Genomic DNA, 23,001 nt, shown 5'->3' with positions numbered 1-23,001 from the left:
CAGGTTGAAGGAACATCGTGGCAGGTGCACTGACAGGCCGCGCCCGAACGCCCCGCTACCGAGTGGACCACCGGCGTGGCTACGGGCTGCGGCCGTGTCCACGAGCGGATGCGGGTAGTCACATTTTGAGGTCGGCGTACAGGACAATTTGGACGAGCAGCCCGCCGACGAATACCGCTTCGGCGATCGAGGCCACCATGAGCAAGGCCGTCACCGAGGAGGACGACCAGAAGATCGCAAACGCGACGGACGGCGCGAGGCAGAACGTCACCAGGTCCACGATCAGCTGGCTGTACTTGCGGGAGATCCGGTAACGGTCACTGCGATGTGCGCTCTCCCAGCCGAAGACCGGCGCCGACTCCCCTGTGGCCTCCATCAGCCGAGGTGCCAGTTCCGTGCGCACGTACCGGCCGATGGACGAGATCTTCTCGTCATTGACAAGGTACGTCCAGCCGAGCACCACCGAGACGGGCGGCAGGAGAAGCAGGTAGGCCGTGTCATGAGCGGAGAGCGTCGCCGATATCACCGCCGCCATCGAAGCGAGCGTCGCGTAGATGAGGTTGTCGCGGAAGCCGATCCTCGTCTTCTGCTCCTCCTTGATCCGTTCGTATTCCGTGGTCATCAGCCTGGCGCTCGTCATGTCGTCGATCTGTGCCACCGAGAACCTCTCACCGCTACCGGGACTGGGGAACGGAACGCATCGTGGGGCAGCGGTGCCGGACGACCCCGCCGTCACCATGGTGTGTCAGGAACCGCTGCAACGCTCAGAGTGTGGATGCCTTCGGCCTCGGAGCGACCGGCCTCCTCGAAGGTATGCACCGCGCGCTTCTGACTGGCGAGGCCCCCTGCCGATCTGCATTGCGGTCGAGGCACTCGCCGAGCCCATGGAGTGCCCGGACCTCTCTCCGAAAGTGGTCGGCACCCCGGTGCACGGCCAGTGTGGTTTCTCCACCTCAGGAAACGCCGCCGATAAGGAAATGATCACGGTTGCGGAGCTAGCGTGAGCCGGTGTGTCCGCCACCTCCCTCAAGTGGTTCAGGTAGCGCTCTCGGGCGACAAGGTCGGAGATGTCTGCTGGGAGATGGCAGGGACGCACCTTACGAGCCTCGTCCCAGGATAACGACTGTGACGGAGGGGGGTGGTGATGCTCCTCCTTCTTCCCGCCCGCCTCACGGAGGAGCGCCCTACTACTGAGATCGACGTAGGCTCCCGACTCCATTAAGCCCCCACTCATTCAATAATAGCCATAACACAGATCGGCTGAGGTGAGGAATACCACTGACGACGCTTCAGTGAAAGCCGGAGGACGTGCTGACCGAAATCGACTCCAATGTGAGGCCGAAAAAGGTTATTGTCGTGCTGCAGGCGTTGTCCGTGGATCCGGACCCGTACACCTCCTCCCGACCGAGCAAAGCGAAGTCGGTCCGCATTACCTTCTCCGCCGGACCGGACGCTGGACCGCGGTCCGTCGCTGCACCGGCTGCTGGACGAGATCGCGATTCGCGACCAACGACTCCTGGCCATGATCGCCCAGGGGCCTGGGGCAGCCTCCGCGGACGCGTCATTCTCGATCAGGGCGGGGCCGTGATCCCACACGGGAGTCCTGACCGGCGACTTCCGTCGAGCGAGATGCCAGGTCATGCGGCCGGCTGCGCCAACGAGCCCGCCTCAGGAGGCAAGATCGGTGATCTAGGAACTTCGTGTGAATCACTTGGCCATTGGCCAATACGGGCCAGTGGTGGGCTGCATCGTGGCAATGCTGTACGAAAGCCTGCATGATTTGGTTGGGTGCTTAGGGGTACGCTCTCCTAAACCGGAGGCGTAGGGCGTGTGATCGGGAGCCGGATGCCCCCTGGTTGCTTTGGGTGGTTCTCTCCTGCTGTCATCGCGATCTACTCGCCACGCTGGGAGATGACATGGCGAAAGTGATCGAGCAAGAGCGCGTCAATCGGCGTCCGGACGTGTTGATTGTTGGGGCAGGCCCCAGCGGCCTGGCCGCGGCATCGGGCCTATCATCGACCGGCCTCAGCGTGGTCATAGTGGACCAGGGAAGACAACTCAACCTGCGTTATGCAGAGAGATCGTCAGATCTCGCATCGGGGGTCGGCGGCGCCGGCCTCTACTCGGACGGCAAGTTCTCCTTCTATCCCTCCGCGACGCATCTCTGGTCTCTCCAACCTGCCGGAACACTTTCCGTCGCATATAAGAAAACAGAGAAGTTGCTGGCAACTATTGGAATGGACGTTCCGCTGTCTCCTCAGGATGCCCGGGGGCCGGTCGGCAACGCGGAAACGTCCCTCCATATCAAGCGGTACCCTTCCTTCTACGCATCACTTGAAGAACGTCGGCACCTGATCAAAAAACTTCTCGCATCCAGCGATTGCCAATTAGTGCTGAACACCAAGGTGATTCGCGTCCAGCGGGATGGGATGAGACGCCTCATCGTTGAGATGCAAGCCGGCGGTGAGGGACGCATCGTCGCAGTGACTCCTCGCCATCTCGTTCTGGCGATGGGCCGGTTCGGGCCGATATCTCTAGAACTGCCAGGCGCTGTGACGGAACACGTCTTTCGTCGGGTTGAGTTAGGTTTTCGTATCGAGCAGTCAAAGGAGACCTTTTTTCTTCGTAATGATCCCGCCCTCGACCCGAAATTGATCGCCAAGAGCGGCCATGGGGCGTACTCGTGGCGTACGTTCTGCTGTTGCCGCGATGGTGAAATCGTCACTACCCAGTTCGATCGATGGACCACCGTGTCGGGACGGGCCGACTGTGCCCCAACTGGGCGTTCGAGTATCGGCTTTAATCTGCGCCTAGAGGACGCGATAGAGGCGGGCAGGGTCTGGCCGCTGATCACCACCCTGGTCCAGGCGGCCAGCGCGGTCGTACGCGAGCCCTATGGCGACTTCATGATGGAAGGCACGGGCCGTGCCCCGGGCCCCATTGCCCAGTTGTTCGGAGAGGGAGTCTCGATGCGGCTTCATGAAGGGCTGCGGCGGCTTGCCGGACGGTACGGTGACCGGGCATTCACGGACGCGATGCTGGTTGGACCCGCCATTGAAGGAGTCGGGTTCTATCCCAACGTCTCTAAAAACCTGCAGTTAGGGTCATATCCGATATGGGTTCCCGGTGATGGGGCTGGACTGTTCCGCGGAATAACAGCCGCACTTGTAAGCGGCTTCTTTGTAAGTAATCAAATAGTGGACGCTGTAGCCGATTCGCACAATGAAGAGAGTGGAAAGTGAGTGTTGTCGAGACGCTGCCAATCATCTATACTGCGCATTCGAAGCTAAGCTTCTTCTGTCGTGACACGATCTGTGAATACGTATTGCGGAAGCAATGTGTTCCATTGAATCCCTTCCGTTTGTTTGACTATTTTCTGGGCGACCGAGTTGAGCGCGACCTGGTCCGTCGTGGGAACAACAACGTCGTACGAATCGCCGATGAGACGTGGGTGTTCGGCGAGGTCTCGAACGGCGTCCTGTTCGAGATTCAGTATGCCACCGACCTGGGTAAGCCCGTCCGCTACTTCACCATCGGAACGCGGCGGGAAGACATCAAAGAGATCGAGGTCGGCGACGTGAGGTTCGAGCGGGGCGCGCTCAAGTCCGTTGGGTTCACCGAATCCGAAGGACGGCGCGCGATCGAGGCATCACTGTTGACCCAAAGGCGCTGATTCATACTGGACCCTGGACCGCACGTGATCAAAACCGAGCGGCCGCTCTACCTCAATTTCCTGGATCGAGAATTGGGAGACGCGGTTGACTTCTCCTTAACTCACGCGACCATGGAATATGCGCTGAAGGTCCTCATGCTGGGGACATCCGCGCCGCTATACTGTGGCATTTCGCTGATCTGGGAGAATACCGGCCTCTCGGTCGATTCACGTAGGCTTCTCACTGCAGCGTCCGAGGCTGGGGCGCTTCACCCGGTCAGTTACACGAGCACCGTCGAGGCTTTCTATGAATCCAGACAGCGACTCTATCGCCACGATGCGCGGCGGTACCCCCTGTACTTCGAGGCGGGTATCAATAATCTCCGCGCCATCTCCCCATCGATTCACAAGGAGACCGACACCACCGAGGACCTGACAGACAAGCTCACTGCTTGGTCGGTCAGCACCCCCCGCTCCCGGACCGAGGTAGAGCGCGCGGCGATGGCCGTTACACTCAGGGCGCTCAACGAACGCGATTCCCAAGCTCTCACGTTCTCGTACTTCGAACGGCATGTGTCCGCATTGGACTCGCGTATAGCTGCCGAAGAGGTTGTTCGCCGGGAGATCTCCTTAGCTTACTGCCAACACTATCTGGAGTTCGCGAACGGTGACGTGCCCACCGGAATAGCTGGTCTCGGCTTCTTTGATGCTCGGCTGTCTCGGGAATTCCCCTTGTGTGACATTCCGCTACTTGCATCCCTGCTTGGCAGTGCGGGGCTACGCGAATATATCGCTCGACCGTGGAGCTCTTTTGCCGAGAATTGGGATCTCATTCTCGCGTCACGGGATGTGGGGGCGCATTATCGACTGACTAGTCTGATTCGCCTGTTATTGCGAACATTGGACCAAGTGCTCACTGCCGAGGACGGCATGGCCGCAGCCTCTCATTTTGCTCGCCGCAGCCGTATGTCCGCGGTTATACGTGCTCTTCAGCATGGCTCGGCCGAACGCCATCACATGGTGGACCGGCGCGGCGGACCTGGTGTCGAGGAGGCCGTCATCGCCCTGGAGAGCATGGTTGCTCGAATGATGAACCACCCCCAGTTCGAGCTGGCCGTTACGATCAATCGAAAAGAAGTCATGAACGATAGAGTGGACATCCTCCTGGTCACTGCTACCCAGGTGGAGACTGAAGCAGTTCTAGATGCTTTCAAGATCGTGGATCGGGAAAGGCTGGGTCGGCGGTTCATCGGGGAGAATACCTATTTAGATCTGAACACTGCAGGTGGCGCCCGTGTCTTTCTTGTACAGTGTGAGATGGGAAGCGGAGGCCCTCAGGGGGCCACGCTGACTATAAATGACGGCATTGCCGCTCTACAGCCTGGTGCGGTCATCATGGCCGGGATCGCGTTCGGTGTCGACCGCGGGAAGCAGCAGATCGGTGATGTATTGGTGTCGGCGCAGATTCTCGGATATGAACTCCAGCGCCGCGGTAGATCTTCGTCGGGTACCGACATCGTTGTCCGCGGGGATCGTGTAGGCGCCTCACCCCGTCTTCTAGGTCGTTGCCGAAGCGCCTCCCTCGACTGGCACTCGGCAAGAGTGCGATTCGGGCTTCTGCTTTCCGGTGAGAAACTCGTCGATGATATCGATTACCGCGATGAGCTTTTCGCCCTCAGCCAGGGCGAGGCGATAGGTGGTGAGATGGAGGGTGTGGGACTCTACGCGGCTGCACACCGCCGAAAGGTGGACTGGATCGTGGTCAAGGGCATATGCGACTGGGCAGATGGAAGGAAGCGGTACCAAAAGGAGCGAAGGCAGGCCTTGGCGGGCAGGGCCGCGGCGAATTTTGTCCACCACATGATTTCGCTCGGTGGACTAGTGGCATCTAATCCCGGAAGCTAAGTTGAACAGGCGAGGACTACACTTCCTCTATCAAGCCTCTGGGGCGCAGATTAGTCACTCGTTTGCCAACTCGTAGGCGTCCCACAGACTATCGCCGTCGTATATGTGTGTGGCAATCGAACGCACATGGTGGTCCGCATTGATTGCGATCGACTGCTGAGCCACCTCAAACAGTGGACGATCGGACCGTGAGTCGCCATAGGCTACGATCGAATTCTGGGCAAATCCAAAATAGTCACAGTAGTGCCATGCGAGTGCTGGTTTGTCTCGTGGGGTAAGGATCTGCTCAAGAAGCAATGGCTCGGCGTGGTCGCGCGGAAACTTTGAGGCGACCACGGCGTCGAATCCGAGTTCCAAAAAGTGGTCCGCAAAGAAATCTGGTGACATGGTGATGACGATGGCTCGTCCGCCGTTCTCGTGTATCTTGTCAACAGTTTTCCGTACATGTCGCAGCTTGGGTGCCATGCGGTAAACGTTGCGCACTGTCTCTGGGTGAACGATTCCCCAAAGGTCAAATACTCCGCGGGCGAAATCCCAGGTGTCGATCTGACCCAAGGCGAACGCGTTTTCAAGCGACAATACTGCCTCAAGTGTGCCGGTATGCCGAGCGATTTCGATATTCGCCGAAGTCTTGGGCAGGAGAGTGCCATCCATGTCAAATACATGCAACACAGCAGGCTCCGCATCACCGGTGTAATTGACTGTGTCTCGATGGTAGCTTGGACCGGCGGTTCCCACCACCTCATGCACTTATTCGCCTTCAGTGTCCGGGAGTTGGTAGGTTATGTCACTATCGTTCGAGTTTGGGTTGTTGTATCAGATTTCTTCTTGTGTCGAGACGCAGACTATCTGAAGGGACGGAGCCTAACTGGATGCGACTCTCGTAACTGCAGCCGCTCAGTCTCGATCGGAATTTGTGCCTAGTGACGTCCAAAGGTGGAGCCGTCGACGGGTGTCACTTTACCGACCACCCGGACGGCTGTGCGGAATGAAGCCTTAGTACTGAGGAAATTAGAACCTCAGTCCGCAGGTCACGGGACGGTCGCGTCCGCGCGGCGTTCCTCGGGACGGTGATGCTGCGCGACTCACCGCCGTGCTCACGTTATTGGGGGTGTTCTGGCGTCGGGGAACGCCGGGCTCTGCACGGCGCTGCCGGGATCACCCTCTCCGACCAGTTCGGGAGCGCTGGGGCCGAGGCGGGGGGCGATGACGTCAGGGACGCCGCCGGAGGTGCTTGCACCGCTCAACGTGTCGCCAATGGCACAGCCCGCTGCCTAGCCAGCCCTCCGAAGGAGTCAACGATAGTTCCCCGCCGTGGTCTGGACTCGCAGTGTGGGGAGGGCGCCTCACTCTTTGGCGGCGTTGAGCATGGCCCGGACCCGCGTGACCTCCCATGGGGCGTCCTCCACGGGCCAGTTCGCGCTCAGTTCCTCAAGCATCGCGCGGTGGTCCTCGATGACCTCTTCCCACATCAACCCCCAGGCCGCCGCGGCTTGAACCTCCACTTCAGCGCAGCGCGTCGCCCGGACGAGCGCGTCCACGGAGTTGGTGCCCGGAGACTCGTCCAGCAGTTCCAGTGCCCTGACGCGGTCGTGCAACGGCACCTTCTCGTCGCAGGCGACATTCCCGAGCGCCTCGACAAGCCGGGGGTCGGCCTCCTCCGCGTCCTTGAACACCGCCTCCACCGCATCGAGAGCCCGGCTGCGAACGTGGTCGTTCGTTCCGGCCTCCACGACCTCGGCCAGCAGGGACAACTCTTCCGCCGCCACGACGTCCAGCGCTGACAGTGCGCTCAGGTACTTGGCCTCGTACCCGTACCCATCACTGGGCTCGCCCGAGGAGGGAGGCTGCAACGTCACCTCCCGGATGCGGTCCAAGACGAGTGCCCGTTCCGGCTCGCGCGCTACCTCACCGCCCCGCTCCACGGCGCCGTCAGGGCTCGACCAGTGGTCAAGGGCGATGCCCACGGCCGCCTCGTCGCCGCTTTCGAGCAGCGTCCGAAGCGCCTGGTGATAGGACTCGTCCACCGTGGGAGCCCTCAGCCGCCTGTGGGCGCGATACAGGACCGGGTCTGTCAGCCGGTGCCCTTCCCAGTGGACGCTGTGCGGCCTGCCGAAGATCAGCTCGATGGGGTCCTGGCCCCAGGGGCGCTGGGGAGGCCGGTCGCCCCAGCTCTCGGCCACCTCCTCCAGGAGGGCGCGATGCCGGTCGAGACCTCCCGTCCTGACCAGGAAGTAGGACGCGTGGGCCTGCACCTTCGGCTCGCCCTCGCGGAGCGCCCGCAGGAGAATGTCGTCCGCACCCGCGCCGAGGCTTTCGGCCAGGACGCGGATGGCCGTCTCCTTCGTCAGGGAGAAGCCGAGGGACGGGTCGAAGACCAGGCCGCCGAGGGCGCCGACGAGCCTCTCGTCCTTCACCTCGGCCTCGTCGAGCACGCCGTAGGCCACCCAGACGGCCTTCCCGCGCACCTCGTCCGAGTCGGTGCGCCTGAGAACGTCCAGTAGGAGGTCGGCGTCGCCGGGCTCGGCGTGCTGCGCTCCGATCATGTTCAGGGCGCTCACCTCGGCGGGAGTCATCGGCCCCCGGAGCACCTCACGTGCGCGGGCCAGCACCTCGGGCAGGTGGGCCTCGGCACGTTCCTCGTCCTCCAGGACGCGGCGCAGCCCTTCCCAGGACTCGTAATGGTCCAGCGCGATGCCAACGGCGACCGGGTCGTCACTCCGAAGCAGGGTGGTGAATGCCCTCAGACACCCGTCGTCGGAGAGCGGGAACATCAGCTCGTCATGGGCCTTCCGCAGGACCGGATCGTCCAGCTCGGAGTCTTTCCAGTAGGTGCTGTGGAAGCCCTTGATCGCTTCGCGCGTGTAAGCGGCCTCCCAGCCCGCGTCCTCCGGCCAGGACTCCACGAGCCGCCGGACGCGGTCCCGGTGGACACGAAGACGCAGAGGCGTCGCAAGACACCCGGCCGCGTACACCTGGAGGTCGAGTTCGGGCGACTCACTGAGGCGGACAAGGAGGTCATCGACCTCCGGGAGATCGAGATCGTCCAAGGCGCCCATGGCCTCCCTGCGATCCCGCACATCGAGACCCTCGTCCAGCACTCTGGCGGTGACCAGCGCCAGCAGCCGCCGGTTCGGCTCCTCGCCCGCCGCAAGGGCGGTGCCGGCCGCGAGAAGCGCCATCTCCCGCCCCTCGTCGTCCGGGGCGCCTTCGAGGGCGTCGGCGATCAAGTCCGCGTCCTCCGCCTCCGCGAGATGCCACAACGCGGTCAGAGCGCTCGCGTGGCTGCGACCGGACGGGGGCTGTGCGAGGAGGTCCCGGGCTGCGAAGCGCACCTCGCCGGCCAGCGGCCAGTAAGGATTGTCCACACCCCACCTGGTGTCAGCCTGCGCCGACTGGTAGTCGTCCAGAGCCTCCCGGACGACGTCCACGTCATCACTTTCCAGCCTGGCGCTGAACTCCCCGAGCCGCGACCTCTCCCCGCCGCTCACCGGACCCACTCCATGATCATCAAGCCAGGCTGGCAGAACCGCCCGGAACATGTCCCCACATTTTCCGCTCACCCGTGACGCCGCGCGCCGGACCCGCGGCTGGTCAGTCGTGGTTGATGGAGAACCCCAGGATGACCGCGGCGGACACCACGACATGTCCGGGCGCAAGATCCTCGGGGGACGCCTCGCCGCCCGAGCCGTGCCCGTGATACCGCCCGGACCCGATCTGCTCCGGATCGACGTCGTCGATGTGCAGGACGGCCCCCAACCGCACTCCTGCGGCCTCGGCGAACAACTCGGCCTTGCGCCGGGCAGCACCGACCGCCTGCCGACGAGCCTCCGCGCGCAACTCGCCCTTGCCGGACACATCGAAGTCGACCGCGTCTATCTGATTGGCGCCCGCCGCGACCAGATCGACGAGCAGGGGCTGGACATCGTCAAGAGCACGGGACTCGACGGCGAACGAGGCCTGGCACTCGTAGCCGACGAACTTGCGTTCCGACCCGCCGTAGCTCCATGAACTCTTCAAGTCGAGCCGCGACCGCTCGACGGCCGCGTCCGATATCCCATGCTGCCGCAGCGTCTGCCGCACCGCTTGCACAGCCTCGCTGGCCGCGGCGAACGCCTCGGACGGCGTCGGCTTTACCCGGGTCACCATGAACCTGGCCCGCACGAGGTCCGGCATCGCCTTCACGCTCGATGCCCCGTAGGCGGTCACGCCCCACGGACGTTCGATCATCTGCATGCCCGTGATCTAAGCAGCGCACCCTTCGCGCCGTGGCCCGACGAAGATCATTGTCCAAGAACGGACACGTTCACAGGCGGTGCACACACCGACCGCGATCCTCCTCGGTCGTCCGATCCGGGAAACCCGGGGGAGAGTTCCTAGAGCTCGTATGGGTCCCAGGAGGCGGCGTAGCGCAGCAGCGAGCTGGCCAGGTCGGGGTGGGCCGTCGCCCAGCGGGTGTCGAAGACGAACCACTGATCGAACCCGAAGAAGTCGTCGATGTACCGGGCGACCTGCGCGATGTGCGGCTCCACCCGGACCAGGGATTCGGCGGGCCGCGCCGGGCCGGGCATGTCGAGCGTTTCGCGGTGGGCGGCCTCGTGGGTGAGCGCGCGGTCGATGCCGGCGGGCGACGGGGCGTATCCGCCCAGCCGGGCATAGCGTTCCATCGCCGGGCCGATGCCCTCTTCCCCGGGAGCGACCAGGGCCCGCAGCAGCCGGGCGTCGTACGACCAGCCGACGGCGTCGGCACCGTCCGCGCCCCGCAATCGTGCGGCGAGGTCCGGCAAGGTCAGCCCTGGGAAGACCAGGGCGGGCTGCTCCAGGTTCCGACCGTGGTCGGGCGATTCCCAGCACAGGCGGACCGAGAAGACCGACTCGGGCCCGGGCGGGGCAAGCCGGACGGTACGGGCCGGTACGCGAGGATCGAAGGCCGCACCGGACGCGACGGCATCGGTGGGCAGCGGCCAAGTGTCGTGCAGCAGGAACGCGAGCCGCTCGGGTGAGGCGGCGGCGGCCTCGCCGGTGACGAAGTAGTAGGCGAGGTCCACCTCGTCGTCATCGGTACGCACTCTCAGGGCATGCTCGCCGAGCCGGATGAAGTCGTCGTCATCATCACCCTCCACCCACAGGTACCCGTGCAGCAGCTCGCGCAGTTCGTCGACGCTCCGCGGCTGGGGCAGGTCCCGCTTCCGGGCCTCATCGAAGATCGTGTCGAGGCCGTAGACGTCGCCGCCCAACTCGCTCTCGATCCATGCTTCCGGGTCGTCGCAGTTCCAGCCGCGGCGGAACCAATCGAGCACAGTGGCGTCGGGCACCGTGACCACCCGCTTGCTGAACGGCGATTCCTCGCGCCACCGGCACACGAAATACACGCCCCCGACCCTAGCCGGCGGTTGCCGGCTGGGAATGGCCGACGCCATAACGGCAAGGGCGGAAGCGGCGATCCAGCGTGAGGCTCTCCATGGCCCCCGATGATGTCCGACGCCCCCGTCGTTTTGCTCCCCGCAGGGGGGACATGGCCCGATACGCCAGCGAGGCGTGCGGGCGCCCGCGCCGACCACTGCGGCACCCGCCCCCGATCCGCCCGCTCATCGCCACCAGCAAGCGACCAGCGGCAGCAACCCGCCGCTGCAAGATTTTCGGCGGAATTTCCGGAGGCGGTGTCGAATCGGGGCGGCGGCGTTCGTAGCTGGGGTGAGGCGCCGCTCCATGGCCGGGGCCGGAAGCCCATCCCTTCTACTGACAGGTGAGGAACGATGACCGATCTGACGGCGACTGGCGGAGACAAGCCCTTCCGATTCGGGGTCGTCGCCCCGCTCACAACAGACCTGCCGACGTGGCGAGACCAGTTGAGCCGCATCGCCGACAGCGGCTACTCCACGCTGCTGATGCCCGACGTCCCGCAATGGCAGCCGGCGCCTGCGCCGACGCTGGCCGTCGCGGCCACCCAAACCGACCTGCGGGTCGGGACTTGGGTGTACGCCTCCCCGCTGCGCCCGGCCTGGAGCACCGCGTGGGAGGCGCACTCGCTGTCGGTGCTCACCGACGGTCGGTTCGAGATGGGCGCCGGCACCGGCAGGCCCGGCATCGAGGACGAACTCCGCGACCTGGGACTGCCCGTCGTGCCACCGGGCGAGCGGCTGGCCCAGGTGCGTGAGACCGTGACGGCGCTGCGAGATCTCGACGGCCCCGACCTGCACACGCCGGTGGTGATGGCCGTGCGCGGGACGAAGGCCCGGGCAATGGCGGCCGACCTCGCCGACACGGTCGCCATCGCACTGATGCCGGGGGACGAGCGCGACGAAATCACCCGGGTGGTACGCGACTTCCGCTCCCGCGCCACCCGAGATGTCGAGCTCGCGCAGCACGTGGCGGTGGTCGGCGACACTCTCGCGCCGTTCATGGCGTCCCCCGACACCGACCCTGCCGCGCTTCATGCGGCGGACTCGCTGGCGGTGCTTCCGGACGACCCCGCGGCGGCCGCCGAGGAGATCCAGCGGCGACGGGAGGAACTCGGCTTCTCCTACTTCGTCTTCGGCGCCGTCTCCGCCGACACGCTCGCTCCGGTCGTAGCCGAGCTGGCCGGCCACTAACCCGGCGAGCCCCCGAACAGGGCCACAGCCAGCAGTCGCGCGGCCTACGGCCCTTGGGGGCAATCCCGCCGAGACCGCCTGACCGCCGCCGCGATGGCCTCAGACGTGGAAGAGGCAGGCGTCGAGCCCGCGCGTACCTGATACCCCAGCCGTAGATCGTCAGGTGCCTCGGTCTTGGAGGCTGTCCAGCGCCGCCGGAAACTCAGGTGGCCTCGACGCGTCATCCGGCTAAAGTCGGGCGGTGCCCGAGCCGAAGCGGCTTCAAGTCGGCCACGCCCCGGCGGTCCTGGCCTTCGAGTTGGCGAACCGCGCCTACTTCGCTGCCTCGGTCTCCGACCGCGGTGACGAGTTCTTCGACGAGTTCGCCGACCGGTACCGCGCCTTGTTGGCTGAACAAGAGGCCGGCATCAGTGCCTTCTACCTGCTCGTTGCCGAGGACGGCTCGGTTCTGGGCCGGTTCAACCTGTACCGCCTTGGGGACGGCACTGCTGACCTCGGTTACCGGGTCGCGCAGCACGTCGCCGGCCGCGGCGTGGCGACCGCGGCCGTCCGGGAAGTGTGCCGGCTGGCGGTGGCGCGGCACGGGCTGCACACGCTGCGGGCCGCCACCTCCCGTAACAATGCCGCGTCCCAGCGAGTGCTGATCAAGGCCGGGTTCGTCCCGGTCGGACCGGCCGACCCGGCCGACCTCGGCGGTAAACCGGGCATCTGGTATCAGCACGACCTGCTGCTCCAGCCGTAGTCAGCGCTAAGCGTGCTTTCCCCGCAGAGGACGCTTTTCTGAGATGCCCGCTGATCGTCTGGGCGCCTGCAAAATGCGGTCGCTTCGCCTGGACGGTCTGAGGCAGCATGGGAGGGCGGAGGCGTAGAGGGGCGGGTGGCTGTGCCGAAATTACCGGGTGGGTCCAAGGGCGAGCAGTCGGTCAGGCAGCGGGCTGTTCTGCTGGCTTTGCGCTGTTACTGTGGCGTTCTGCGCCGTCAGTGGCGCATCTCGCTTCCGGCGATGACCTTGCCGGCGCTCGGGAACACCTGCCTGTACTACCTGACCCCGCTGGTGGTCGCCGCCCTGGTGGGGCACCTGGCCGAAGGCGGGGAAAGCGACCTCGCCGCCCTCCTGCCCTACGTCCTCGGATTCGCCGGCATCATGCTGGCGGGTGAGGTCCTGTGGCGAGTGGGTCTGCACTTCCTCAACCGGACGGACGGCCGAGGAATCGAATGGCTCGCCATCGACGGCATGGACGAGCTGCTCGCCAAAGACACCGCGTTTTTTCACGACAACTTCGCCGGTGCGCTGACCAAACGGATACTGAGCTTCTGCGGCGGCTTCGAAAGCTTCGCCGACACCCTCACTTTCTCGGTCGTGGCCAACGTGATCCCGCTGTCCTTCGCATCGGTGATCCTGTGGCGGTACCACCCGCTCCTGGTCGTCGTCCTCGTAGGACTGATCGTCTTCACCGGCTTCCTCGTCATCCCGTTCATCCGTCGCCGCCAGGTGCTGGTGGACAAGCGCGAGGCCGCCAAGGTGCGGGTGTCGGGCCACATCGCCGACGTGCTGACCAACATGGAGACGGTCCGCGCGTTCGCCGCCGAGGAGCGGGAGGCCGCCGAGTTCCGCGGCCGGGTCGTCGAGCAGCACCGCCTGGCGCTGCGCTCCTGGGATTACGGCAACCTCCGGGTCGACACGATCGTCGCCCCGATGTCGATCCTGACCAGCGCGCTGGGCCTGCTCGTCGCGGTGGCACTCCGCGGCGGGCTCGGGGTCGAGGCCGTCGTCGTGACGTTCTCCTACTACAGCAACGCGACGCGGATCATGTTCGAGTTCAACCAGATCTACCGGCGGATGGAGAGCACGCTCACCGAGAGCGCGCAGTTCACCGAGCTGCTCATGCAGCCGCCGACCGTCGTGGACCCGCCCGACCCGCAGCCGCTCCGTCCGGTCGACGCCTCGGTCCGCTTCGAGCGGGTCCTCTTCGCGCACGGCGACGGCCCGCCCCTGTTCGAGGGCCTCGACCTGGACATCCCCAGCGGCGCCAAGATCGGCTTGGTGGGCCGGTCCGGTGGCGGCAAGACCACCCTCTCCCGGCTGCTCCTGCGGCTCATGGACGTCGACGGCGGCCGGATCCTCATCGGCGGCCAGGACATCGCGCGGCTCCGCCAGAGCGACCTGCGCAACCTCATCGCGTACGTCCCGCAGGAGCCCGCGATGTTCCACCGGTCGGTGCGCGACAACATCGCCTTCGCCCGGCCGGGCGCCACCGAGACCGAGGTCCTCCGAGCCGCGCAGGCGGCACACGTCACCGAGTTCGTCGAGAGCCTTCCGGACGGGTTCGAAACGCTGGTCGGCGAGCGGGGCGTCAAGCTCTCCGGCGGTCAGCGGCAGCGCGTCGCCCTGGCCCGCGCCATTCTGCGGGACGCCCCGATCCTTCTCCTGGACGAGGCGACCAGCGCGCTCGACTCCGAAAGCGAACTCCTCGTCCAGGAGGCGCTGTGGCACCTGATGCGCGACCGCACCGCACTGGTCGTCGCGCACCGTCTGAGCACGGTCGTCAGCATGGACCGCCTGGTCGTCCTCGACCGTGGCCGCGTCCTTGAGGAGGGCTCCCACCTGGAACTCCTCCAGTCCGAAGGCCCTTACGCCCGTCTCTGGCGGCACCAGTCCGGCGGCTTCCTCACCGACGACGCCACCCCGGACACCGGCCGCACCCCAAGCCCGACCGGAAGTCCCAGCCAGTAACCGGCAGCCGCGGTGTAACTCGATCTTGCGGGGTCCAGTTGCGGGCGGCGGCGGCCAGGTCTCAAACGTCGGCCGGTGGCCGTGTGCTGTCTCCGAGAGAGATGAGCAGGCAGCGGAGCAGCGAGGCGAGCTGGTCGCGTTCGGGGGCGGACAGGCCTTCAAGGAGCCGGTGCTCGTTGGCCACGTGGTGTTCGACGCCTCGGTTGACCAGGCGCAGTCCCTCTTCGGAGAGGGATATCAGGACCCGTCGTCGGTGCGACGGATCCACCTGGCGCTCGACCAGCCCTTTGTCCACCAGCCGATCGATCCGGTTGGTCAGTGCCGCCGAGCTCACCATGGCCGCGCTGCTCAACTCTCCGGCGCTGAGGACGTGGGGCGGGCCGGAGCGCAGCAGCGTGGCCAGCACGTCGAACTCCCAGGGCTCCAATCCGTGCCGGACGAACTCGTCCTTGATGGCACGTTCGAGCAGCCGCGACGCCCTGGAGAGGCGGCCGATGACCGCCATGGGGGAGCAGTCGAGGTCTGGCCGCACCTCCCGCCACTCCTGAATGATCACGTCGACTCCGTCCTGCCGGGGCGTGTCGGTCACGGGCGTTCCTTCCGGAGGGGTGGCTTCGCCTACAATCTAACTCTTCGACATCGAAAAGTTTGACATCTAGGACAGAGGAAGCTTAAAGTTTCGACATCGAAATTTTCGAGGGAGGGATGACATGCGGATCCTGATCGTTGGAGCTCGCGGGTACCTGGGGTCGGCCGTCGCCGAGAGGCTGTCAGGCGCGGGGCACCAGGTGGTGGAACTCGCCCGCCCGGGCAGCGACCGGAACGAAGCCGGGTACGAGCGGCGCATCGGCGACCTGCGTGACCCGGACTCGCTCACTGAGGCGGTCACCGCCGACATCGGCGCGGTGATCAATCTGGCCACCCCCACCGGGGACGCCGCCATCGACGCGGCGGCCGTCGCGGCGCTGACCGGCCCGCTGCAGGGCACGGGACGCGCGTTCGTCTACACGAGCGGCGTCTGGGTCCTGGGCGCCACCGGGGCGTCAACCGCCGACGAGGACACACCCACCGCCCCGATCCCGATCGTGGGCTACCGTCCCGGCATCGAACGCCAAGTGCTCGCCACCGCCGAGGAGGGCGTCCGCGCCGCCGTGATCCGCCCGGGCATCGTGCACGGCCGCGGCGGCGGCATCCCCGCCCTGCTGGTCGACCTGGCCCGCAAGCACGGGGCGCCCATGATCGTCGCGGACCCGGCGGTGCGCTGGCCGATGGTCCACGTCGACGACCTGGCCGACCTTTTCGCCAGAGTGGTGGAGCACGCGCCCGCCGGAACGCTGTGGCACGGCGTGACCCAACCGGCGGTTCCGGTCCGGGAACTGGCCATCGCCGCCGGCCAGGCCGCCGGGCACTCCGGAGAGCCACAGATCTTGCCGCTGGACCGGGCGCGAGAGGAGTTCGGCACGCTGTTCGCCGACGCCCTGGCACTCGACCAGGCCGTCAGTGGCGAGCAGGCACGCAACCGGCTGGGCTGGCGGCCCCAGCACCCCGACCCCGTCACCGACCTGGGAAACGGCTCCTACCGATAGTCCGGCCCGTACCGGACATCGACCCCTGACGCGGCGAGCGATGACAGGTTTGATGGCCTTGACCCAGACGAGTCGGCGGTATTCGTCGGGTCGTGGCCGTGGTCGGCCAGCAGCCGCCCGGGCCGGCGGGGGGCGTCCGACGCGATCTCGGATGGATGACGTCGTTGCGGTTGACGCCGGTCAGCGCCAGGGCGAGCAGGTGCCGTGCCTGTCGGTCAGCCCGTGGTGCCCAGAGCCCGGTCGGCCGCGGTCGACCGGGCTCGGCCCCGTTTCGGGCCGAGCCCTTGATGAGATGACCTCTTAGCCGGAGTCCTGAACGCCGAGCGCGCGCACGATTCCGCCGGCGATCATCGTGATGATCCCGGGGTAGTAGAAGACGATCGCGATCACGATGCTGAGCACGATGAACTGAACGAACCGTGTGATCTCCCGGGTGAACAGGAAGAACAGGGCCACGATCCCGACGATCACCAGGAACAGCGGCCCGAAGATATTGCGCAGCCACTCGGCCAACTGCTGGGTGTTCGGATCGTCCTTCGGCGCGGCCAGCACCACGGCCACCTTCACACCTTGCAACATGTCGTCTCTGCTCCCTGCCCGGCTCCTGTGCTCGTTACCATCTCACGCGGCCAGGGGCCCCACCGCGCAACCGGGGCCGCGCCGGCCTTCAGCGCTCGATGGAGCCTTGCCGCGCGGCCGCCAAGCGGATCTCGGGCCGCGATCGGGTGCTCACGATAATGGGTTCGCTCGCGCCCCGGATGAGCGCACCGAACCCGGCCGCGCCCGCACCATCGGGTCGTCCGGCCACCGTCGAGCCATTGTCCGATCCTCTCTGCGATACCGGGCCCATTGTGCGCCGTTGGCCGTTTCCGGCAAAGCGCATCGGGCTGGGCGTCGGCGGTCGGTCGTACGTCGCGTCACCTCGCTACATGAACCGGATGAGGCACTCCCGTCATTCGGCAACACTAGCCCCGATCGACGCATATGCGCCCGGCTGAGCCCGCCACCAGGGGAGGGACGCCACCGGCGCGCCGCGGCACCGCCCACCACCTCACCGAACGTGCGGTCGGCCGTGAGCGGGCGGCGAGTCGGCCGGGCGAAACAGGGCTAAAGTCCGGTGAGTGGTGACCTTCAAGGTCGATGACGTCGAGCCCGCCGCCGAGCGCCTGCCCACGCTGCCGCTTGGCGACCAGTTCGCCGAAGCGCTGGTGGTGGGTGGCGACCCGACCCTGCCGGTCATCAAGAGCAACGGCGTCCACCCGCTGCTCAGCGCAGTCGGGCGCGCGTTCGCCGAGCATCGCCCGCTCGTGCTGTCCCCGGACGCGGTATGGCTGACCATCATGCAGGGCTTGGCCCAGCATGTGCGCATGCACGCCGAGGAGTTGCGCCCCCTGCTGGTGGGCCACGTCGGCCGCAAGCGGCTCACGGTGACGGTGGACGGGCCGATGCCCCAGGATCCCGGCTCGTGGCAGCACGCCGTCGAGTCGTTCAGCGAGCTGCTCCTCGCCGAGGCCATCGGCGCCGGCGAGTTCGACTGCGACTTCTCCACCAGCACCGACGTTGACCGTATGGCCGGACGGGTCGTTCTGCTGGACGTGTACGCGCCGTACTTCGCACTGTGGATGATCTTCGTCTGCGGCATCCCGTCCATCACGCTGACCGGCACGGTCGAGGACTGGCGGACGATCCGCACCCGCGTCGACGCGATCGCCGCGCTCGGTCTGGAGACCTGGTACCGGTCACTCGCAGCCATCACCGACCAGTTCGTCAGGGCCGCGGAAGGCGATGTGGACACCGCCTTCTGGCGGCGCATCTACAGCCCCATCGACGCTTACGGGGGCGAGGTGATCACCGGCTGGGCCGCGCGGTTCTACCCGTACCTGACCGGTGACGGCGAGCTCACCGAGCCCAATCCGCTGCTGGAACTGCCGATCGACGAGCCCCGCGACGTGACGACCCGCCCCGGTGATCTCTATGACGGTCCGGGCATCGGCAGCGCCGCGGTGCCGGCCACGTTGTCGCGGGTGAGGATCGACGTCAACGACCGGGTCGGGTGCGCCAACCGGGCCGTGGCCCTGCATGCCGGTCTGATCGGCGTCGCCCAGGACCCGGACGGCGCGCTGCGCCCCCTCGCCGGCTGGTACCTGGCACCGGCGACGGTCGAGATCGACGATGTGATCGACCGGATCGTCCGCGACCATGCGGCCGATCCGCCGCGGCCTTACCGCTGGTTCCGGGCCTCTGCCGACCTTGCGGCGCTCTACCGCCGCATCGGCTCGGCCACGATGTTCGACGGCGCCTGGCGGCTGCGCCCGGCCGGCGACCACCGCTGGGTATGGCGCGGAGAAGGCCGCTGCCAGATCAGGACGGTCATCGATCTGGCGGACGGCCGGTGCATCGGCGCGGCCTTCGACGACGAGACGGAGAGCTTCCACTGGATCGTCTGCCGCATCGAGGAGGTCGACGATTCGACCCAAGCTCCGTGGGGCAGCAAGTTCCGGCTGGTCGACGAGCCCGCCGACGTCCCGGTCTACGGCACCTCGCTGGCACTGATACTCGATGCCGCCCTGGACTCCGGCGGTGACATCTCCCACCTGGAAACCGGCCGACTCGTCCAGCTTGACCCATCAGCCCTCTGATGAACGCGCGAGCGGTTCAGTCTCGGGGAACGGCTGAGCCGGCCGCTCTCGGAGAAGCGGACGCGGCGTGATGTCCCGCCCTGGCGCCGCCGCCTGCGGAGACGGGATCCAGACCGCGAATAGTGTGGGTGCGTGGTGTTCGAGGAGCGGTTGGAAGCGCATCGTGCCGACCTGACCGGCTACTGCTACCGCATGCTCGCCTGCGCCGCCGAGGCCGAGGACGCCGTCCAGGAGACCTTCTTTCGCGCCTGGAAGAACGCCGACCGCTTCGATGAGCGAAAAGCGGGTCTGCGCACCTGGCTGCACAGGATCGCCACCAACGTCTGCCTCGACATGACCCGAAGTGTGCAGCGGCGCGCGCTCGCGATGGACCTCGGCCCGTCCTCGCCCGCCGGGGCCTTCCTCGGCGCGCCGTTGGATGCCGCCGCCTTCGTGCAACCGATCCCCGACCGGCTCGCGCTGCCCGTTGACGGCGATCCGGCCGAGCTGGCCGCCGCGCGCGAAACGATCCGGTTGGCGTTCGTCGCCGCCCTGCAAGCCCTGCCGCCGCGCCAGCGGGCCGTCCTCATCCTGCGCGAGGTGCTCTGCTGGTCGGCGGACGAGGTGGCCGGGCTGCTCGACAGCAGCCCGGCCGCGGTCAACAGCGCCCTGCAACGAGCACGTGCCACCATGTCCGCACGTCGCACTCCGGGCGGGAGCGGCGAGGTCGATGAGGAGCTGGTCGAGCGGTACGTCAAGGCGTTCACGTCCTACGACGTCGAGGGCCTGGTGTCGCTGCTCCACCAGGACGCCACCATGTCGATGCCGCCGTTCGCCTGGTGGCTCGGCGGCCGGGAGGCGATCCGGGCCGCCCTGCTGGGGGCGGCCGGCGCCTGTGCCGATGACCGGCTGGTCCGCACAGCGGCCAACGGATCGCCCGCGTTCGCGCAGTACCGGGACGGGAAGGCGTTCGGCCTGGTCGTCCTCGACCTCCGCGACGGACTGATCGCGAACACGACGACCTACCTCGATCCGTCCCTGTTCGCGCTGTTCGGACTGCCGATGACTCCGGCCCCGCCGTCCCGTATGTAGTGCATGACCGACATCGTTCACATGTGGCATGACCAGCGCGGCGAGGGCGACCCCGTGGTGCTCCTGCACGGCGGGCTCACCGACGGCCGCTGCTTCACCGGCAACCTCGACGGACTCGCCGACACGTTCACGATCTACCTGCCCGACCGCCGCGGCCACGGCCGCACGCCCGACGCCCCCGGCCCGATCACCATCGAGCTCATGGCGCAGGACACGATCGCCTTCTTGGAGCAGGTGGTCGGCGGCCCCGCCCGGCTGGTGGGCTACAGCGCCGGCGGGACGGTGGCGCTGCGGGTGGCGATGCGCCGCCCCGACCTCGTCGAGCGCCTCGTTCTCATCAGCACGGCCTACGACCTGGACGGACTGATCTTCAAGCCGTCGGCGGACGGCGAGATGCCCGCCGAACTCGTCGACGCCTACGCCGAGGTGTCGCCCGACGGCCGCGACCACTTCCCGGTCGTCATCGGCAAGATCGCGCACGCGGCCGCCACCGAGCCGAGCCAGGACCCGGCCGAGCTCCGCGCGGTGACACCCCGGACCCTCGTCCTGGCCGGCGACGACGATCTGGTCACGCTCGACCACACGGTGGCGCTCTACCGGTCGCTGCCCACCGCCGAACTGGCCGTGCTGCCCAACGCCAGCCACCTGCTGCTGATGGAGCACGCCGACGCGGTGCGCGCCATGGTCCTGGCGTTCCTGACCACTGACGCGGCCCCGACGTACATGCCCATCGCACGCGCCCGCCAAGGCACCCCCGAAGCGGGGTAGCCCCAGGAGGCCACGAGCTAAGGGCGTCCTCGACACGAAGGCCCGGACCGATCGCTCGGTCCGGGCCTCGATGGTGCCGGGAGGTCAGCTGCAGTGCGTCCAGCCGCTGTACCACCACTGGTTGTTGGTGCCGCCGCCCCACTGGACGCACTTGCCGACGGCGGGAGCGGAGACGGGACCGGCGTAATAGGCGTAGCTGTCGACGTCCGTGATCGGGTTGCTTCCCTGGACGTACAGGTAGGCGCCCGTGCGCGTCTTGGTGCCCACCGACGTGGTCTTCACCGTCACCACGCAGTTGCGGCCGGACGAGCTGTTCCAGAGCAGGTAGACGGTCGAGCCGGTCAGCGCCTTGTGGTCGATGACCGAGTAGCCCGAGCCGCAGACGGCGGACGGCGAGGTCGCGGCCGAGGCAGGGGCGGCCACGGCGACGCCGGAGGCGGCGACGGAGGCGGCGGCGAGGGCGAGTGCTGCTTTGCGCATCACGCTGATCTCCTTCCGCTCCGGCCGGTACCGGAGCAGTGAAGATCATCTTTCGCGGACGCCGACGCCCGGGCGAACACCAGATGATCACCAGCGAATCATCCGAGAACGCCCCGGTGCACCCCGCGTCAGGGACCACTCCGCCGTCCTTGGAAGGAGACGGCGGAGTGGAGCCAGGGCGTTCCTGGCTCCACTCCTTCGCGTGGACGTGTCACTGGAACTGTGCGAAGAACCTCCAGATCTCTCCCTTGGTCCAGGTGGCGACGCCGCTCTCGTTGGGAGAGCCGTCAACCGGGCCTGGGATGTGGTCTCCGTCGAACGCGGCCCATTGGACCGGGTACCCGGCGCGGCAGCCCGAGTAGACGGTGGTGATGTGCGTCCGGCTGCCTGGAGCGGGCTCGCGCGGGCTCTGGGGAGTGCAGCCGTTGTTGGCGACGAACTTGTCTCGCAGGGACCGTCCTTGCGCGATGTTGAGGACGGAGTCGCTGACGCCGTGGATACCGAAGTAGGCGATGGGCTGGGTGCCGCCGCTGCACCCGCTGATCTGGGCGCCGGAGAGGACCGCGACGGCCCTGAAGACGTTCGCCCGGGCGCATGCCAGTGCGTAGCTCATGCCGCCGCCCCAGCTGAAGCCCGTGGCGAAGAGCTGTGCGGTGTTGACGCAGAGGCCGCTCTCGATCTGCCGGACCATGTCGTCGACGAAGGTGACGTCCTCACCGCCCGAATTGGCCCAGCCGTTGCCGAGGCCCTGGGGGGCGACGAGGATCGCGCTGTCGTTCGACTGCTCCTGCTGGCCGTAGTAGGACCAGGCGCTCCCGCTCGTTCCACCCGACGCGACGTCGCCCGCGGTCCCGCCCCGCCAGTGGAACGCGAAGATCAGCCGGTAGGGGTGGCCGCTGTCGTAGTTGGAGGGAACCCTGAGGATGAAGCTGCGGCTCTTGCCGCCGCTCTGGATCGTGTACGTACCGCTCGTGAGCGCCGGGGCGCTGCCGCATCCGCTGCCGCCACCGGACGACAGCTTGACCAACTGCCACTGCTGGTTGGCGCCGCCCCAGTCGGCGTACTGGACGACGTTGCCGCCGTCGGCCGTGGAGGCGCCCTGGACCTCCACGGCCTTGCCGCTGCTGCGGCTGATCAGCCGGACGTGGCCCGCGTCGGAGTCGGCCAGGCGGAACTGCTGGTTGGTCCCGCCGTGGTCGGACCACTGCTGGATCGCGGCGCCGTCGGCCGTCGAGGCGCCCGACACGTCGAGCACCTTGCCTGAATGCCGGGCCTTCAACCGGTAGAAGCCGTCGCCGGAGTCCAAGAACTGCCACTGCTGGTTCGCTCCGTCGTTGCGCGTCCACTGGGTGACCCGCGCACCGTCGCCGGTGGACGCGCCGTACACGTCCAGTGCCTTGCCGCTGTTGCGGTTGACCAGGACGTACCAGGCATCGGTGTCCACCGTCGCCGCCTTGGCCGGCGCCGGGTCCACCGCGACGAGCATGCCGATCGCGAGGGCCACCGCCACCGCGGCGGCGAACAGGGACCGCCTGCGATGCCTGCGCGAAGCCGCACCGTAGGTCTTCATCGA

General features: G+C 66.7%; 19 protein-coding genes. 10 read left to right on the top strand and 9 right to left on the bottom strand.

Annotated elements, in window-relative coordinates:
- Positions 1–118: 118 nt before the first annotated feature.
- Positions 119–658, bottom strand: coding sequence for a hypothetical protein (locus AB0C21_RS08430; RefSeq protein ID WP_500203390.1), 540 nt, complete (start codon positions 656–658; stop codon positions 119–121).
- Between the two features lie 1,258 nt (positions 659–1,916).
- Here AB0C21_RS08430 and AB0C21_RS08425 point away from each other — a divergent pair.
- Genes AB0C21_RS08425 through AB0C21_RS08415 form a run of 3 tightly spaced genes read left to right on the top strand, consistent with a single transcriptional unit; the run spans position 1,917 to position 5,557 of the window.
- Positions 1,917–3,242, top strand: a complete 1,326-nt coding sequence (locus AB0C21_RS08425; protein ID WP_500203389.1) for an FAD-dependent oxidoreductase — start codon at positions 1,917–1,919, stop codon at positions 3,240–3,242.
- Positions 3,239–3,673 carry a DUF7768 domain-containing protein gene (locus AB0C21_RS08420; protein ID WP_500203388.1) on the top strand — a complete coding sequence of 145 codons (435 nt, stop codon included), beginning with the start codon at positions 3,239–3,241 and terminating at the stop codon, positions 3,671–3,673. The genes AB0C21_RS08425 and AB0C21_RS08420 overlap by 4 nt, the downstream gene beginning before the upstream one ends.
- Before the next feature lie 24 nt (positions 3,674–3,697).
- Positions 3,698–5,557: a 5'-methylthioadenosine/S-adenosylhomocysteine nucleosidase family protein gene (locus AB0C21_RS08415; RefSeq protein WP_500203386.1), complete on the top strand. Its 1,860-nt coding sequence runs from the start codon at positions 3,698–3,700 to the stop codon at positions 5,555–5,557.
- A 54-nt stretch (positions 5,558–5,611) separates the two neighbouring features.
- On the opposite strand, the gene AB0C21_RS08410 is transcribed toward AB0C21_RS08415, so the two are convergent.
- The 4 genes from AB0C21_RS08410 to AB0C21_RS08395 form a co-directional block, all read right to left on the bottom strand.
- Entirely contained in the window at positions 5,612–6,307 is a 696-nt protein-coding gene (locus AB0C21_RS08410) for an HAD family hydrolase (protein ID WP_500203385.1), read from the bottom strand.
- A 596-nt stretch (positions 6,308–6,903) separates the two neighbouring features.
- Positions 6,904–9,048 carry a hypothetical protein gene (locus AB0C21_RS08405; RefSeq protein WP_500203384.1) on the bottom strand — a complete coding sequence of 715 codons (2,145 nt, stop codon included), beginning with the start codon at positions 9,046–9,048 and terminating at the stop codon, positions 6,904–6,906.
- Between the two features lie 103 nt (positions 9,049–9,151).
- A complete protein-coding gene (locus AB0C21_RS08400; protein WP_500203383.1) occupies positions 9,152–9,793 on the bottom strand; it encodes an SIMPL domain-containing protein in 642 nt (213 codons plus the stop codon).
- A 140-nt stretch (positions 9,794–9,933) separates the two neighbouring features.
- On the bottom strand, positions 9,934–10,929 hold the full coding sequence (locus AB0C21_RS08395) for a hypothetical protein (RefSeq protein WP_500203382.1): 996 nt from the start codon (positions 10,927–10,929) through the stop codon (positions 9,934–9,936).
- Positions 10,930–11,313: 384 nt separating this feature from the next.
- Between AB0C21_RS08395 and AB0C21_RS08390 the strand changes: the two genes are divergently transcribed.
- The 3 genes from AB0C21_RS08390 (at position 11,314) to AB0C21_RS08380 (ending at position 14,884) form a co-directional block, all read left to right on the top strand.
- Positions 11,314–12,150, top strand: a complete 837-nt coding sequence (locus AB0C21_RS08390) for an LLM class flavin-dependent oxidoreductase (RefSeq protein WP_500203381.1) — start codon at positions 11,314–11,316, stop codon at positions 12,148–12,150.
- Positions 12,151–12,391: 241 nt separating this feature from the next.
- Positions 12,392–12,892, top strand: coding sequence for a GNAT family N-acetyltransferase (locus AB0C21_RS08385; protein ID WP_500203380.1), 501 nt, complete (start codon positions 12,392–12,394; stop codon positions 12,890–12,892).
- Positions 12,893–13,153: 261 nt separating this feature from the next.
- Positions 13,154–14,884, top strand: coding sequence for an ABC transporter ATP-binding protein (locus AB0C21_RS08380; protein WP_500203379.1), 1,731 nt, complete (start codon positions 13,154–13,156; stop codon positions 14,882–14,884).
- Positions 14,885–14,945: 61 nt separating this feature from the next.
- Here the strand turns inward: AB0C21_RS08380 and AB0C21_RS08375 are convergent, their stop codons facing one another.
- Positions 14,946–15,473, bottom strand: a complete 528-nt coding sequence (locus AB0C21_RS08375) for a MarR family winged helix-turn-helix transcriptional regulator (protein WP_500203378.1) — start codon at positions 15,471–15,473, stop codon at positions 14,946–14,948.
- Between the two features lie 121 nt (positions 15,474–15,594).
- Here AB0C21_RS08375 and AB0C21_RS08370 point away from each other — a divergent pair, with 121 nt between their 5' ends.
- Entirely contained in the window at positions 15,595–16,470 is an 876-nt protein-coding gene (locus tag AB0C21_RS08370) for an NAD-dependent epimerase/dehydratase family protein (protein ID WP_500203377.1), read from the top strand.
- Positions 16,471–16,770: 300 nt separating this feature from the next.
- Here AB0C21_RS08370 and AB0C21_RS08365 read toward each other — a convergent pair whose 3' ends face one another.
- A complete protein-coding gene (locus AB0C21_RS08365) occupies positions 16,771–17,049 on the bottom strand; it encodes a hypothetical protein (RefSeq protein WP_353820393.1) in 279 nt (92 codons plus the stop codon).
- Between the two features lie 542 nt (positions 17,050–17,591).
- Between AB0C21_RS08365 and AB0C21_RS08360 the strand changes: the two genes are divergently transcribed.
- The 3 genes from AB0C21_RS08360 (at position 17,592) to AB0C21_RS08350 (ending at position 20,948) form a co-directional block, all read left to right on the top strand.
- Positions 17,592–19,109 carry a DUF4419 domain-containing protein gene (locus AB0C21_RS08360; RefSeq protein ID WP_500203376.1) on the top strand — a complete coding sequence of 506 codons (1,518 nt, stop codon included), beginning with the start codon at positions 17,592–17,594 and terminating at the stop codon, positions 19,107–19,109.
- 132 nt (positions 19,110–19,241) lie between these two features.
- Complete coding sequence (locus AB0C21_RS08355; RefSeq protein ID WP_500203375.1) at positions 19,242–20,180, top strand: sigma-70 family RNA polymerase sigma factor; 939 nt, start codon at positions 19,242–19,244, stop codon at positions 20,178–20,180.
- A gap of 3 nt (positions 20,181–20,183) precedes the next feature.
- Positions 20,184–20,948, top strand: a complete 765-nt coding sequence (locus tag AB0C21_RS08350) for an alpha/beta fold hydrolase (protein WP_500203374.1) — start codon at positions 20,184–20,186, stop codon at positions 20,946–20,948.
- A gap of 84 nt (positions 20,949–21,032) precedes the next feature.
- Here the strand turns inward: AB0C21_RS08350 and AB0C21_RS08345 are convergent, their stop codons facing one another.
- Together AB0C21_RS08345 and AB0C21_RS08340 are read right to left on the bottom strand one after the other, a co-directional pair.
- On the bottom strand, positions 21,033–21,428 hold the full coding sequence (locus tag AB0C21_RS08345; protein ID WP_500203373.1) for a spore-associated protein A: 396 nt from the start codon (positions 21,426–21,428) through the stop codon (positions 21,033–21,035).
- A 211-nt stretch (positions 21,429–21,639) separates the two neighbouring features.
- Positions 21,640–22,998, bottom strand: coding sequence for an RICIN domain-containing protein (locus AB0C21_RS08340; RefSeq protein WP_500203372.1), 1,359 nt, complete (start codon positions 22,996–22,998; stop codon positions 21,640–21,642).
- Positions 22,999–23,001: the final 3 nt, after the last annotated feature.

Source organism: Spirillospora sp. NPDC049024, assembly GCF_040649235.1.
Lineage (GTDB): Bacteria > Actinomycetota > Actinomycetes > Streptosporangiales > Streptosporangiaceae > Spirillospora.
Note: the sequence above shows the minus strand (reverse complement) of the source record. Positions and strands in the feature narration are given on the sequence as shown.

Bases quoted from the DNA above. Each gene is read 5' to 3' on its own strand.
- AB0C21_RS08390 (WP_500203381.1), top strand. From the start codon at position 11,314: ATGACCGATCTGACGGCGACTGGCGGAGACAAGCCCTTCCGATTCGGG.
- AB0C21_RS08340 (WP_500203372.1), bottom strand. From the start codon at position 22,998: ATGAAGACCTACGGTGCGGCTTCGCGCAGGCATCGCAGGCGGTCCCTG.
- AB0C21_RS08365 (WP_353820393.1), bottom strand. From the start codon at position 17,049: ATGTTGCAAGGTGTGAAGGTGGCCGTGGTGCTGGCCGCGCCGAAGGAC.
- AB0C21_RS08400 (WP_500203383.1), bottom strand. From the start codon at position 9,793: ATGCAGATGATCGAACGTCCGTGGGGCGTGACCGCCTACGGGGCATCG.
- AB0C21_RS08380 (WP_500203379.1), top strand. From the start codon at position 13,154: ATGACCTTGCCGGCGCTCGGGAACACCTGCCTGTACTACCTGACCCCG.
- AB0C21_RS08350 (WP_500203374.1), top strand. From the start codon at position 20,184: ATGACCGACATCGTTCACATGTGGCATGACCAGCGCGGCGAGGGCGAC.
- AB0C21_RS08425 (WP_500203389.1), top strand. From the start codon at position 1,917: ATGGCGAAAGTGATCGAGCAAGAGCGCGTCAATCGGCGTCCGGACGTG.
- AB0C21_RS08345 (WP_500203373.1), bottom strand. From the start codon at position 21,428: ATGCGCAAAGCAGCACTCGCCCTCGCCGCCGCCTCCGTCGCCGCCTCC.
- AB0C21_RS08370 (WP_500203377.1), top strand. From the start codon at position 15,595: ATGCGGATCCTGATCGTTGGAGCTCGCGGGTACCTGGGGTCGGCCGTC.